This window comes from Lachnoanaerobaculum orale, assembly GCF_003862485.1.
In the GTDB taxonomy this organism is placed as follows: domain Bacteria; phylum Bacillota; class Clostridia; order Lachnospirales; family Lachnospiraceae; genus Lachnoanaerobaculum; species Lachnoanaerobaculum orale.
The window spans coordinates 2,049,348-2,062,074 of record NZ_RRCM01000001.1 but is presented as its reverse complement, the minus strand read 5'-3'; the positions used below and the strand labels follow the sequence as shown (position 1 = coordinate 2,062,074).

Annotated in this window: 18 protein-coding genes and 2 tRNA genes; 18 read left to right on the top strand and 2 right to left on the bottom strand. The window is 37.4% G+C overall.

Translation table 11 applies throughout. The features are described from left to right. Positions 1-11 precede the first annotated feature (11 nt). Positions 12-770 (bottom strand): AAA family ATPase, encoded by a 759-nt coding sequence (locus EHW90_RS09915; protein WP_330507827.1) that lies wholly within the window; start codon positions 768-770, stop codon positions 12-14. A 222-nt stretch (positions 771-992) separates the two neighbouring features. Between EHW90_RS09915 and EHW90_RS09910 the strand changes: the two genes are divergently transcribed. From EHW90_RS09910 to EHW90_RS09895, 4 genes are all read left to right on the top strand, one after another. Then, a tRNA-Arg gene (locus tag EHW90_RS09910) sits at positions 993-1,064 on the top strand. Between the two features lie 44 nt (positions 1,065-1,108). Beyond that, a tRNA-Tyr gene (locus tag EHW90_RS09905) sits at positions 1,109-1,192 on the top strand. A gap of 111 nt (positions 1,193-1,303) precedes the next feature. After that, positions 1,304-1,519: a YdbC family protein gene (locus tag EHW90_RS09900; RefSeq protein WP_060930600.1), complete on the top strand. Its 216-nt coding sequence runs from the start codon at positions 1,304-1,306 to the stop codon at positions 1,517-1,519. Between the two features lie 12 nt (positions 1,520-1,531). Beyond that, on the top strand, positions 1,532-2,386 hold the full coding sequence (locus EHW90_RS09895) for a hypothetical protein (RefSeq protein ID WP_124952575.1): 855 nt from the start codon (positions 1,532-1,534) through the stop codon (positions 2,384-2,386). A gap of 32 nt (positions 2,387-2,418) precedes the next feature. Here EHW90_RS09895 and EHW90_RS09890 read toward each other — a convergent pair whose 3' ends face one another. Further along, on the bottom strand, positions 2,419-2,988 hold the full coding sequence (locus tag EHW90_RS09890; RefSeq protein WP_243113959.1) for a TraX family protein: 570 nt from the start codon (positions 2,986-2,988) through the stop codon (positions 2,419-2,421). Between the two features lie 276 nt (positions 2,989-3,264). On the opposite strand from EHW90_RS09890, the gene EHW90_RS09885 reads away from it, so the two are divergent. The 14 genes from EHW90_RS09885 to EHW90_RS09825 all read left to right on the top strand — a co-directional run bounded on the left by EHW90_RS09885 (position 3,265) and on the right by EHW90_RS09825 (position 12,726). Next, positions 3,265-3,540: a metal-sensing transcriptional repressor gene (locus EHW90_RS09885; RefSeq protein ID WP_124952574.1), complete on the top strand. Its 276-nt coding sequence runs from the start codon at positions 3,265-3,267 to the stop codon at positions 3,538-3,540. A gap of 165 nt (positions 3,541-3,705) precedes the next feature. After that, positions 3,706-5,568 (top strand): heavy metal translocating P-type ATPase, encoded by a 1,863-nt coding sequence (locus tag EHW90_RS09880; RefSeq protein WP_330507821.1) that lies wholly within the window; start codon positions 3,706-3,708, stop codon positions 5,566-5,568. Between the two features lie 122 nt (positions 5,569-5,690). Then, positions 5,691-6,305: a sugar O-acetyltransferase gene (locus EHW90_RS09875; RefSeq protein ID WP_124952572.1), complete on the top strand. Its 615-nt coding sequence runs from the start codon at positions 5,691-5,693 to the stop codon at positions 6,303-6,305. Positions 6,306-6,320: 15 nt separating this feature from the next. Continuing rightward, positions 6,321-7,178, top strand: coding sequence for a YitT family protein (locus EHW90_RS09870; RefSeq protein WP_009444780.1), 858 nt, complete (start codon positions 6,321-6,323; stop codon positions 7,176-7,178). 8 nt (positions 7,179-7,186) lie between these two features. Then, entirely contained in the window at positions 7,187-8,032 is an 846-nt protein-coding gene (locus EHW90_RS09865; protein WP_124952571.1) for a Cof-type HAD-IIB family hydrolase, read from the top strand. 13 nt (positions 8,033-8,045) lie between these two features. Continuing rightward, positions 8,046-8,315, top strand: coding sequence for a TIGR04076 family protein (locus tag EHW90_RS09860; RefSeq protein WP_040457843.1), 270 nt, complete (start codon positions 8,046-8,048; stop codon positions 8,313-8,315). A 30-nt stretch (positions 8,316-8,345) separates the two neighbouring features. Then, positions 8,346-8,981 carry a metal-dependent hydrolase gene (locus EHW90_RS09855; protein WP_124952570.1) on the top strand — a complete coding sequence of 212 codons (636 nt, stop codon included), beginning with the start codon at positions 8,346-8,348 and terminating at the stop codon, positions 8,979-8,981. A gap of 114 nt (positions 8,982-9,095) precedes the next feature. Beyond that, a complete protein-coding gene (locus EHW90_RS09850; RefSeq protein ID WP_243113958.1) occupies positions 9,096-9,434 on the top strand; it encodes a hypothetical protein in 339 nt (112 codons plus the stop codon). Positions 9,435-9,442: 8 nt separating this feature from the next. After that, positions 9,443-10,228, top strand: coding sequence for an ATP-grasp domain-containing protein (locus tag EHW90_RS09845; protein ID WP_124952569.1), 786 nt, complete (start codon positions 9,443-9,445; stop codon positions 10,226-10,228). 16 nt (positions 10,229-10,244) lie between these two features. Then, entirely contained in the window at positions 10,245-10,658 is a 414-nt protein-coding gene (locus tag EHW90_RS13520; protein ID WP_243113957.1) for a hypothetical protein, read from the top strand. Then, positions 10,622-11,185: a hypothetical protein gene (locus EHW90_RS13515; protein ID WP_243113956.1), complete on the top strand. Its 564-nt coding sequence runs from the start codon at positions 10,622-10,624 to the stop codon at positions 11,183-11,185. Before EHW90_RS13520 ends, EHW90_RS13515 begins: the two co-directional genes overlap by 37 nt. A gap of 8 nt (positions 11,186-11,193) precedes the next feature. Then, on the top strand, positions 11,194-11,817 hold the full coding sequence (locus EHW90_RS09835; protein WP_124952568.1) for a radical SAM protein: 624 nt from the start codon (positions 11,194-11,196) through the stop codon (positions 11,815-11,817). Between the two features lie 38 nt (positions 11,818-11,855). After that, positions 11,856-12,302, top strand: a complete 447-nt coding sequence (locus EHW90_RS09830; protein WP_124952567.1) for an 8-oxo-dGTP diphosphatase — start codon at positions 11,856-11,858, stop codon at positions 12,300-12,302. Positions 12,303-12,402: 100 nt separating this feature from the next. Then, a complete protein-coding gene (locus tag EHW90_RS09825) occupies positions 12,403-12,726 on the top strand; it encodes a type II toxin-antitoxin system RelB/DinJ family antitoxin (RefSeq protein ID WP_124952566.1) in 324 nt (107 codons plus the stop codon). The last annotated feature ends 1 nt before the right edge of the window (position 12,727 follow it).

Sequence of the window (12,727 nt, the reverse complement as noted above, 5' to 3'; positions counted from 1 at the left end):
CCGCTCTCTTTCTATTTTTCAAATAACAAGTTTATCATTTGTTCGGGATTATCTAAAAAAGATTTTGTTACTAAGTAAGATTCCGTTTCCTTATACCCCTTTTTTTCAATTCCCTCTTCATCAAATTCGTATATATCCGAATTTGGATATGCCAAAAGAATTGGTGAATGTGTAACAATAATAAATTGAGAATCTAATTTTTCTAATTCTTTTAAAATACACAACATCGACATCTGTGTTGTGGGAGATAATGCAGCTTCCGGCTCATCTAACAAATATATACCGTTTCCTCTGAAACGATTCATCATTAAAGAACGAAAACTTTCTCCATGTGATTGGGAATGCATAGACTTTCCACCGTAACCATTATAGAAACTATAATCTCCATCTGCAAGATTCTCAATTTCTGTTGCTACATTATAAAATGATTCTGCCCGAAGAAAAAAACCGTCTTTTGCTTTTTTTACCCCTCTTGAAACTCGCATTACATCACTAAGCTCAGAGTGAGTATCTCTTGTAGAAAAACAAAAGTTTCCGGAACCTCCTTCAGGATTAAAGCCTAATGTAACAGCTATTGCTTCTAATAAAGTTGATTTTCCCGTTCCATTATCACCTACAAAGAAAGTGACAGCTTTTCCAAAATCTATCCCTTGAAAATTTTTTACCCAGGGAATTTTTCTCAGATAACTTTCCTTCGGCAATTTATCACATTCTATATCAATTATAGATTTTATATATATCATAAAATAATTCCTCTTTCTATCCACCATAAACTACAGCATAATCTACGTTCATCTGAAGAAGCACCTTCAAAATAGCCTGCAATACTCATAAAGGGCTCATTAGTGCGATTTTTTGAGCTTTGCCACCTTAATTTTAACACAAATTAACGCTCTTTTTTATTAAAATAAATCCAACCTGACCCATATACTACAGGTTTAATGACAGGTTGGATACTATATAATATACTTAGCTCATCAAAGCAAAGTATGTCTCCTATAGTTCAATGGATAGAATGACCGGCTACGAACCGGTTGATTCCGGTTCGAATCCGGATAGGAGAATAGATATTTTATATCAATTTGATTGTAAGATATCAACTTATATAGGGCAGGTGTCCCGAGTGGCGAAGGGGGCGGACTGTAAATCCGTTACAAAAGAAACACCGCAGGTTCAAATCCTGCTCTGCCCATTATTTTTTATTCTGTGTTAAAAGATATAAGTTTGTAAGAAAATAGTGATATAATAAGTATGTGAGAAATAATTTTAAAGTATTGAGATTTAAACAGCGAAAGGAGATATTATGGCAGGAGATTTCAGATACGACATAGTAGAGGAGATTGGAGTTTTATCAGAGAATGCAAAGGGTTGGAGGAAGGAACTGAACCTTATTTCATGGAACGGTGCCACACCGAAGTATGATATAAGAGAATGGGCGCCTGAACATGAGAAGATGGGAAAAGGAGTGACACTTACAAAAGAAGAACTTGAGGCACTGAAAAAGTTGATAAGCTTTTAAGGAGATAAGAGTATGAATGTTGTGAAATTGCCAAAAAACTTCAGGACGGCTTGTTATGATGTGATGGATGACAAGGAAGGTTCATTAGAAGCAATTGAAAAATTCTCAGAAAAGTTTCCGCATCAAGTTGCCGCAGTTTTGGCTGAAGCGGCTTATTTTGACGGGGATTTTTCCAATGCTTTGGACAGAGATATTACGGTACTGCCTTGGTTTGATGAGTGGCATTATTCAAATGTAAAAGATGAGCATATGGCAGCTATGGCTACAGCCGCTATAGTGCTTAACAGGCAAAGTGAGCTTATTGATATATTTGAAAAAGAGAAGATAAGATTACAGAGTGAAAGCGATAATGGTCCTAAAATTTTCTTTATTGATGCGATGATAGAATGTTTAAAGACTGGAGTTATGCCTTGTAATCGTATACGTGGTGATGCAAAGTTTAAAGAGGCAAATGACCCCAAATCAAAGGAAGAGCTTATAAAAGAGGTCAAGTTAAAAAATAAAAAGATTGAAGAAGGCAGTGTAGCGTGGAGGACAAAGCTTTTTACATTTTGTCGCCTTCAGGGATATCCGAAAGATGCTCTTGAAATATTTGAAGAAAGAATGAAATGTAAAGATGAAATGAGCGAACTTGACTACATTGAGGCGATTAAGCTTTACAGACTCTTTGAAAAATATGATGAGGCAATGAAGATAGTGGAAGAACTTGCAACATCAAGACTTTGGGTGGTTGCGGCTGCCACTCAAGTTCGGCCTATGAGTTTTTTTCTAGAGCCTGTTTTATGTCCTTATCTGCTTGAAAGCGACAGCTTAGTATGTATTCGTAAAGCGTCAATTATTGATAACGGTAGCTTGATCCGCAAATAAAAAGGCATCCTCTGACAGAGGATGCGCTTATTTTACTTAAAAACAAGTGTTGAAATCACATATAATATTCCGATATGCAGAGGATAATAAATATAGAAGAAATTCTTTATACCCTTTCCTCTCTCACCGTTGTACAGCGCTATCGGAACGGCTGCAAATATCATGATGCTTTGAATCTTATCACCTGCAATAAAAATATATGCGGACATTGCAACCAATACAAGTATCTGAAGTACTCTGCTTTTTCTGAATATATAGAATAAAAGTCCCAAAAGTACAAAGAGGCAGCCGCCCTCAACAGTCAGGATATTTGGAAGATACAAAGAGAATATCGCGATATAACGTACAACATTAGGCGAAACGCTTTCACTTGCGGAAAGTACTCCTCCAATGAGCATAGGCAATGTAAGCAAAACAGGTACAAAGCATAGAAGTATCGCACCTATTATCTTTGGTACAGACTTTTTGTGGATGCCGTCTACAAATATATCCCAGAATAACATATATAATCCTGTGACAAAGAATGTACTGAATGCATTATTTATAAGTACTACATTATCGTTTGGAAGAATACCCTGCAGTATAAAAGTAAAAGTTGACATAAACCAGCTTGCAATCAAAAGTCTGATTAAATATCTTTTTTTACTATGTGTGTAGTGAAAGCTCTCTGAAGAAGCAAACAAAAACATCAAAACATGTCAATATGGTAAAGTCAATTATTGCCCGATACGTTGACACGGGAAAGCGGTAGGATTATAATATGGTGATACTTGGAAACAGGAAAACCTGATACGCTAAAGTGTTAAGTTTTGGCTTAAGTTGATACAGGTATAATATAGAAATATAAACCGATATAGTTTTGACAGGATGGTGGTAGTATGAGACAATGTATGGATTCAGGCAGTCTACATCGCAGACTGAAAAAGATAATAGGTCAGGTACAGGCAATAGATAAGATGGTAGATGAAGATGTGCCTTGTGAGGATATACTCTCGCAGATAAATGCGGCAAAATCAGCTCTGCACGGATGCGGTAAGGTTATACTTGAAGGACACATCAAACATTGTGTACGTGACGGTATAGAACATGGAGATGCAGACAAGACCATAGATAATTTTACAAAAGCTGTAGAACGCTTTGCAAATATGGGATAAAAAACAGCTTTGTACTAAGCAATAAAACTTAATAATAAGCACATAAAGCCGATATTTAGTTGTTAAGATTAGATATCGGCTTTTATTTTAAACTCTTGACAAACATATACCCATATAGGTATAAACAAAAAGATTGTTTGAAAGAAGGCTTATATGAAAGAGTTTATGAGCAAAATAGAAGATCTTATGGATTTTGGAGGAGTAAAGAAAGATATTATATTCCTTTGTATATCAGGAGCTGCACTTTTTTTCAGTATTACAGGATGGATAAAAGCACCTTTTAATTTGGCGTGGGTTGCCGTTATACTTTGCGGAGTTCCTATAATACTTGAAGCGATAATCGGACTTACAACGGAGTTTGATATAAAAGCGGATGTATTGGTATCTATAGCACTTATTGCAGCTATCTGTATAAGAGAGGATTTTGCAGCGGGAGAGGTAGCCTTTATCATGCAACTGGGAGCATTACTTGAAGACATAACGGTTGCCAAGGCAAGAGCGGGTATAGAAAAGCTTGTGAAGCTTACACCTAAAACTGCCAGAGTTATTGAAAACGGTACTGAAAGAATAACAGATGCGGACGAAGTGAAAAAAGGTGAGATTATAAGAGTGTTGCCCGGTGAGAGTATACCTGTTGACGGTGTTATAGTATCAGGTACGACATCAATAGATCAGTCTGTAAGGACAGGTGAGTCTGTACCGGTGGATAAGAGTGTCGGTGATGAGGTGGCAAGCGGTACAATAAATCAGTTCGGCGTATTTGAAATGAGAGCAACTAAGGTAGGAGAAGACAGCTCTATACAGAGAATGATAAAGCTTGTACAGTCTGCAGATGCAGGCAAGGCAAAGATTGTAGGTACTGCAGACAAATGGGCGACATGGATTGTAGTGGTGGCATTGTCGGCAGCGGCACTTACATGGCTTTTTACAGGACAGATAATAAGAGCGGTTACAATACTTGTAGTATTTTGCCCATGTGCATTGGTACTGGCTACACCGACAGCCATTATGGCGGCCATAGGTAATGCGACTAAGCACGGATTTTTGGTAAGAGAGGGTGACGCACTTGAGAGATTGTCAAAGGTGGATACTGTCGCTTTTGACAAGACCGGAACGCTTACAAGGGGAAAGCTTAGCGTAACCGAGTATAAGAGCGTAGATAATGAGTTTTCGGATGAAGATATTTTCTTATATGCTTGCGCATCTGAAGCCTTTTCAGAGCATCCTATAGGAAAGGCGATTGTAAACTCATATAAGGAAAAATTTTCAAATAGTATATACAAATGCGAATATTTTAATATGACGGTCGGCAGAGGTGTTTCTTCTGTAATAAACGGCAAGAGAGTGATTGCCGGAAACAAGAAGCTTATGAATGAAAATCAGATATCTGTAGATTGTGCGGATACAAAAAAGTATGACAATCAAGGCTGTACTGTAATCTATATCGGAATAGACGGGAAGTTTGCAGGTTATGTGGTGCTTTCGGACACATTGAGAAGTGAAAGCAAAAATATGATTGACAGCTTGAATGAAATAGGGGTAAGTCCTGTTTTACTTACAGGGGATAATGTAAATGCGGCCACATCCATAGCAAATGCACTTAATATAGCCGAGCAACTTGCGGAGTGTATGCCTGAGGATAAGTTAAACTTTATTGATAACAGAGAGAAATTAAAAGGTTCGGTTTGTATGATCGGTGACGGAGTCAATGATGCTCCTGCACTTAAGAGGGCTACTGTAGGTATTGCTATGGGTGGTATCGGAAGCGATATAGCTATAGAGGCTGCCGATATAGCGCTTGTGGATGATGAAGTTAAGGAACTTCCACATCTGTTGTCACTCTCAAAGAGGATGATGAACACGATAAAGTTAAATATGTCATTTTCTATGGGACTAAACTTTATTGCAATAGTGCTTGCAATTACAGGTATTTTAAATCCTATAGTGGGAGCATTGGTACACAATGCAGGTTCGATAGCGGTTATAATAAATTCTTCACTTCTGCTTAGGTGGAAAGGTTATATATAAAAGAGCAGGCAGTTCATTTTTGGACTGCCTTTTTTTAATGATTTAGTATATAATGATACGTGGTCAATTTGTAATGTTTGTATGAGACCGATAATCAAATACTATTTATAAAAAGAGGAAAAATGAGCGAAAAAGAAAAAATGCTTGAAGGAAAGATATATGACCCTACAGATGAAGAACTGACAATATTGAGGACTAAGGCACATAGACTTTCACAGTATTACAACACATTGTTTGAAGATGATGATTTAAGGAATACTATTATAGATGAGCTGATACCAAGTAAAGGTGAGGGACTTTATTTACAAGGCCCTATTTATTTTGATTACGGTATCTTTACAAGCTTCGGGAAAAACTGCTATGCAAACTTCAACTTTACAGTACTTGATGTATGCCCTGTGAATATAGGAAGTAATGTATTTTTCGGACCGAACTGCAGTCTTATGACACCGCGGCATCCGTTAAGGTGGCAGGAGAGGAATATCAAGTTTAAGGATGATAAAACAGCCTATGACGATGAGTATGCAAAGCCTATAAATATAGGTGATAACTGCTGGATTGCGGCAAATGTAGTGATAACAGGCGGAGTGACTATAGGAGAGGGCTGTGTGATAGGAGCAGGAAGTGTGGTTACCAAGGATATACCTGCAAACAGTCTGGCGGCAGGAAATCCTTGCAAAGTTATCAGAGAGATAAATGAAAAAGACTCGATAAAATATAAAAAAGAATTATTTTGACAGATAGGAAATAAGATGAACAAAGAAATATTAAAAGAGTGGTCAATAGATATCGTGGTGGATATTATTGCAGGTATACTTATGGGAATAGGGACTTACTGCTTTGCAGCAGCATTTAAGTTTCCGATGGTGGGATTTACAGGACTTGCACTGATACTGTATCAGCTTTTCGGATTACCTGTAGGTATCGGAACTATAGTTCTTAATATACCTTTTGCAATAATCTCATATAGGGAAATCGGAAGAAAATTTTTATTAAAGTCAGTCAAGTCAATTGTTATAACATCAATAATGATTGATATTGTTGCAAAAGTTGTGCCGGCATATCAGGGAGAGTATATACTTGCAGCCATATGTACGGGAGTTATTTCAGCCACAGGCTATGCACTGATATTTATGAGGGATTCATCTACAGGCGGAGCCGACTTTATAATGGTGCTTATCCACCATTTCTTCCCACATTTTTCACTTGGAAAGATAGCGCTTGTAATAGACTCCTGTATAATTGTACTTGGAGTTGCACTTGTATCAAAGAATGTAAACAGTCTTATATACGGACTTATTATTGCATATCTTGTTGCTACAGTGCTTGATAAGGCGATGGACGGACTTACGGCAGGTAAGCTTATTATGATTATATGTGACAAGCCGAAGGATATGGCAAAGGAAATAGCAAGTCTTATAGACCGCGGTTCCACATATCTTAAGGCTGTGGGAAGTTATACCGATGAGGAGAGAGATGTAGTTATGTGCGCCTGCAGAGTAAAGGAAGTACATACCGTGCGTCAGGCGGCAAAGAAATTGGACCCGAGATCATTTGTTATAATAATTGATTCAAATGAGGTTGCAGGAGAGGGATTTAGACATTTATAAGGTGAGATATGAATATATTTGAAGAAAAGAAGATAAAAGTAGCGGACGCAGTATTGGCACTTGACCTTGACGGAACATTGACGAATTCAAAAAAGCAGGTAACTGAAAATACAAAAGCGGCTATAGCCGGATTTATAGAAGCGGGCGGAACCGTGGTACTTGCCTCGGGTAGACCTACATTCGGTGTAATGCCTGTAGCAAAGATATTGGAACTTGATAAAAAGGGCGGTTATATACTTTCATATAACGGCGGTTGTTTCTTGGATTGTAAGAATAATGAGCAACTTTTTATGAAGGAATTGACACATGAGTACCTGCCGATACTTGAAAAACAGGCAAACGAGTTCGGTATAAACCTTATGACATATAACGGTGACAAGGCATATGCACTTGATATAGACGAGCAGTATTATATGTTGGAGATTACCATCAATCATTTTATCAGAGTAAAGGCAAACCCTTTGACTCCGCAGATTACCTTCCCGATAATAAAATGTCTGATGACTGCGGACGGTAATTATCTTGCAAAGGTTGAAAAAGAAATGAAAAAATACTGGGAAGGCAAGCTAAATATTGTTCGCTCCGAGCCTTACTTCCTTGAAGTGACCGAAGTGGGCATAAACAAGGCGAGTACGCTTACCGGTATGGTAAAAAAGCTTGGAAAGAGTGTCGACAATCTGATTTGTTGCGGAGACGGATTTAACGACCTGTCAATGATAAAGGCTGCAGGTATAGGAGTGGCTATGTCAAATGCACAAGACAAGGTAAGAGAAGCCGCAGACTACATCACAAAGTCAAATGATGAAGACGGCATCGTTAATGTGATAGAGAAGCTTTTTGAGTGGGAGAAATAGGAGGAAGGTATATATGAACAGAGGAAAAAGACCTAAGATAAAAATTACCGTTACAGACAGAAGGGGGAAGATGGGTTGTCACAGAGGACACCATGTAGGAGAAGTGTTTGATTATGACGAGGATAGGGGAAAGATTTGTCCTATGGCAATGCACTGCGCCTTCCCGTATATAGATATTTTGAGATATGGCGGAAGCCTCCCGGGACAACCTGAGGGCTGTGCCGAGTTTTGCTGCTCCGATGCGGATGTGATTTTAGTTTTTAAGGCTGAGATGGAAAAATAACTGTAAAAAAGCAGAGTCGGAAAGGTACTTATGTTAGGTAAAACACATTTTTCAGTCGGCATGGCGGCAGGTCTTATTGCCTGCAGACCGCAAAGTCTGTCAATGCTTGTTGCAGGTACTGCAATAGCGGGATTTGGCGGAATTATCAGTGATATAGATGTCGGAACGTCGGATGCACATAATAAGGTGGAGCACATTATCGGATTTGCAGGACTTAGTATCTTTGGGGTAGTGGTGGCAGACGCCTTATTTCATGTAGGTATTTATAACAGATTGATGGCAGACAGCAATATTGCTCGTATTATCGTGGGGGTATTGGCATTTTTGGGTATATGTATATTCGGAATGAGGCAACCGCACAGGTCATTTATGCATTCATTTGCGGCATTGTTTTGTCTGAGCTTTTTTACTTATATTATCTTTCCTGATATTACTCCGTACTTTTTTGTAGGTTTCATATCACATATGGTGATTGATGCTTTCAACGGAAAGAGAGAAAAGATATTTTGGCCTTTAGGCAAAGGTTTTGCGCTTCGTATGTGCAAGGCGGACGGACTTGTAAATAAGCTCTTATTTCATATATCAAATATTGCAGTATTTTTACTTATACTTACATCAAGACCGGTGCAAACTACGGCAATGCATATATTTAGTATAATACATTGATATTAAAGACATCCGAAGCGGTGTCTTTTTATTTTGAAAGCAGAAGGCATTTTTAACGTACAGCTTCTTTTATATAATGTGTTATAAGAATATATAAAAAATGTGAGGTAGAGTATGTGGAAAGAGCAAAAATACAATGAAACAAAAGAAGTGATACCGAAGGATCAAATTATACTGTCAGGTATAGTATATAATCCGAATCATTTTGATAAAGAGAGAAAAGTGGATAAACCGGTGGCAAGAGAAGACGGAAAGGATGTTTGTAAAAAACTTCGTGATTACAGAAAGCAGCTTGCCGCTATGAACAATATAAAATTTATCAGTGAGGAATGCAGCCATGTGGGACCATGTGCAGGTACCTGTGATAAATGTGATGAGGAAGCGAAGTATTTAAGTGATGAGCTTTCAAAGATACCTGAGGAAAAACAAAAGATACCGAGATTTGAGTTGTAGGAGGGATTATGGGAAAAGTTTATCTGAAAACAAGATACGACATCGGAATGAATATGTTTATTCCACACAGCTACAATATTGCAAACGCTATGTACGGGTTTAGGGAGCTTGGGGCGGAGATAATTCCGTACCAAAAGATAGATGAGATATATGACAATGTTAGAAGAGAAGATATTGTTTTAGATTATATTGACCAATGTAAAAGTATATTTTTAAAATTCGGTATTGTGCCTGATGTTCCGGACTATCCGGATATCCTGAAGCCCTTTTTTGGCAGAAATATTTGGAAAGATACTATAGACAGTATCTCATCCAATGAAGAAAAGTGGTCGGCAGGATATTTTGTTAAGCCTATAAGGGGAAAGGCCTTTGTAGGAAAGATAATAAGCAGTATATCCGATTTGGTAGGCTGTGGTAACTGTTACGAAAATTATGAGGTGCTTGTAAGTGAGCCGCTTGATATATGTGCAGAGTGGAGATGCTTTATTACATACGATAGGATTGTAGATGTAAGACCGTATGGAGTACTGCTTGATCCTAAAAGAAAAAGTTATATGTATCATTATGATGCGAAAGTATTGGAGGCTATGTTGGAATCATTCAACAAATGGGAGGAAAGACCGGCGGCTTGCAGTATAGACATATGTGTTACAAAAGACAATAAGACATTATTGGTAGAACTTAATGATGCGTATGCGCTTGGTTGTTACGGATTGGCGGGTATATATTATGCAAAGCTGATTTCAGCAAGGTGGAGTCAGTTAATGTGTGTAAAAGATGAGTATAACTTTTAAATAAGGAAGAGTAATAATGAAAATAATAATTACCGATTCGGGATTATTTTGGAATCCTTGGAATCCTGTTTTGAAAAAGTATAAAGACTTGGTTACGGTGGTATGGCTTAGTGGGGCGAAGAGTACTGATGAGTATAACAGCTTTATCTGTCCGCAAAAATACTTTGGACTTGGTATGAGTATGGGAGTGGGCAGCATTGTATATAAAAACCTCGAGTCGGAACTTGACAGGCTGTTTCAGATGATTGGAGTTTGTGAAGACGTATTATTTTTGACAGATAACAGCATAGAAAGTTTATATCCGTATTTGGTAATAAAAAATAACAGTTGTCGTGTGAATTTGCACCTTTTAGCAAGTCCTGCATGGTATTTTGAGGGTAAAAAAGAGTTCAGGTGCATAAAGAGTTACTGTCGGATTTATCAAAACTAAAATCTGTTTGCTATGTAGATACCACAAAATACTTAAATAACGGATTTAAGAGTATGGAAGATACACTTGCGCAAATAAGAGCATACCACGATGAGTTGTTACCTATATTGATAGAGGAAATACCGAAGATAGAAGAGGCATCTTACTTTGATTTATCTTCAAAAAAATATATACCTTTGAATAAGGGAGTTGGTGTACGGAATATTCTTCAGAAAATCAGAGATAATAGTATAGAATCGAAAGATAAATATGTAATGGAGGGTGAAGCACCTGTCAGATTGTTTTTTGATGATAAAATAGACAGATTGGCGGCGAGGATAGACGGAAAGGAAATATGCGATATATTACGTGATTACAGAAAGCAACTTGCCGCTATGAACAATATAGAATTTAGCAGTGAGGAATGCAGCCATGTAGGACTATGTGCAGGCACCTGTGATAAATGTGATGAGGAAGCGAAGTATTTAAGTGATGAGCTTTCAAAGATACCCAAGGAAAAACAAAAGATACCGAGATTTGAGTTATAGGAGGGATTATGCTTGATGAGATTATGTCGATTTCGAGACTGAGAATGGGAACGGACGGAAAGGGAGTATCAACCTTGGTGGCATTTTTTGATTGTCCGTTAAAGTGTAAATACTGTATAAATGAAGGCTGTCACAGGACAAAGCAACAACTTGAGGTTGCAAAGTATCCAAAGTTTTCTCCTGATGAAGTAATAGATATACTGAAGAAAGATGAAATATATTATCTGATGAGCGGCGGCGGAATGGTCTTTGGCGGAGGTGAACCGCTGCTGCATTCAAAATTTATACATAAAATATGTACTTTGGCAGATGGCAGGTGGGCAAGGAGAATAGAAACTTCACTCAATGTGCCTTGGGATTATATAAAACCTGTACTTTATGATATGGACGAGTGGATTATAGACATAAAGGATATCAATGATGATATATATAGAAAGTATACAGGTATAAGCAATCAAAATATGCTAAAGAATCTGCTTAGACTTGGAAATAAGATTTCAGCAGAGAAAATACATATAAGAGTACCGAAAATATCAGGTTATAATTCTGCATACGATGTGGAAAAATCTGTAGAGTGGATAAGAGAAAATATGTCAATAGAACCTGAGGTATTTGAGTATAAGAAAATATAGTTTATACTGATATAGAGCTGTGAAAGGAAATTATTAAAATGAGCAGAAAATCAGAAATAGAACTGACAAATATGTGCCTTATATGTGACGGTAATAAGGTACTTGTACAGGAAAAGGTGGGTACAAAGGGACTTGTGTTTCCGGGAGGTCACGTGGAAGAAGGAGAGTCTCTACTTGAATCGGTAGTCAGAGAGATGAAGGAGGAGACAGGACTTACTATAGAAAATCCAAAGATTTGCGGCTTTAAGGATTGGATACAGGAAGACGGCACGAGGTATATTGTACTGCTGTATAAAACAGATAAGTTCACAGGAGAGTTGAAATCCTCCGATGAAGGCCGTGTCTTTTGGATAGACAGAGCCGACATTGACAGAGTCAATCTCATTTGGAATATGAAAGAATTGTTGGAGATATTTGATACGGATTTATACAGTGAATTCTTCTTTAAAATAAAAGACGGCAAGTACAAAGGCAAGCTGCTGTGATGATACATATCGGTTAGGTTATACTTGACCGATATTTTTATTATCATTATAATATAATGTATATACATTATATTATAATATACATACAAAGAGGTGAATTATGGAAAATATGGGAATAGTACAAGCGAGAACTCCTGAAGCTTTGAAGGAGAATGCAAATCATATATTAGAGAAGCTTGGTTTAAATATGTCAACATATATAAATATGGCATTAAATCAACTGGTAATCCAAGAAGGTATTCCTTTTCGGGTAAAATTATCAAACAGTCTATATACAGATAGTGAAAAAATAGATGAGGTAGCGGCAACGCTTCGTATTGAAGGCATGGAACTTAACGAAAAAGATATAGAGATGTTAAGAGATATAAAAAAAGGAAATTTGAGTTTTACAAAAGCACGAGAAAAAATATTAAATGAGGTATAGT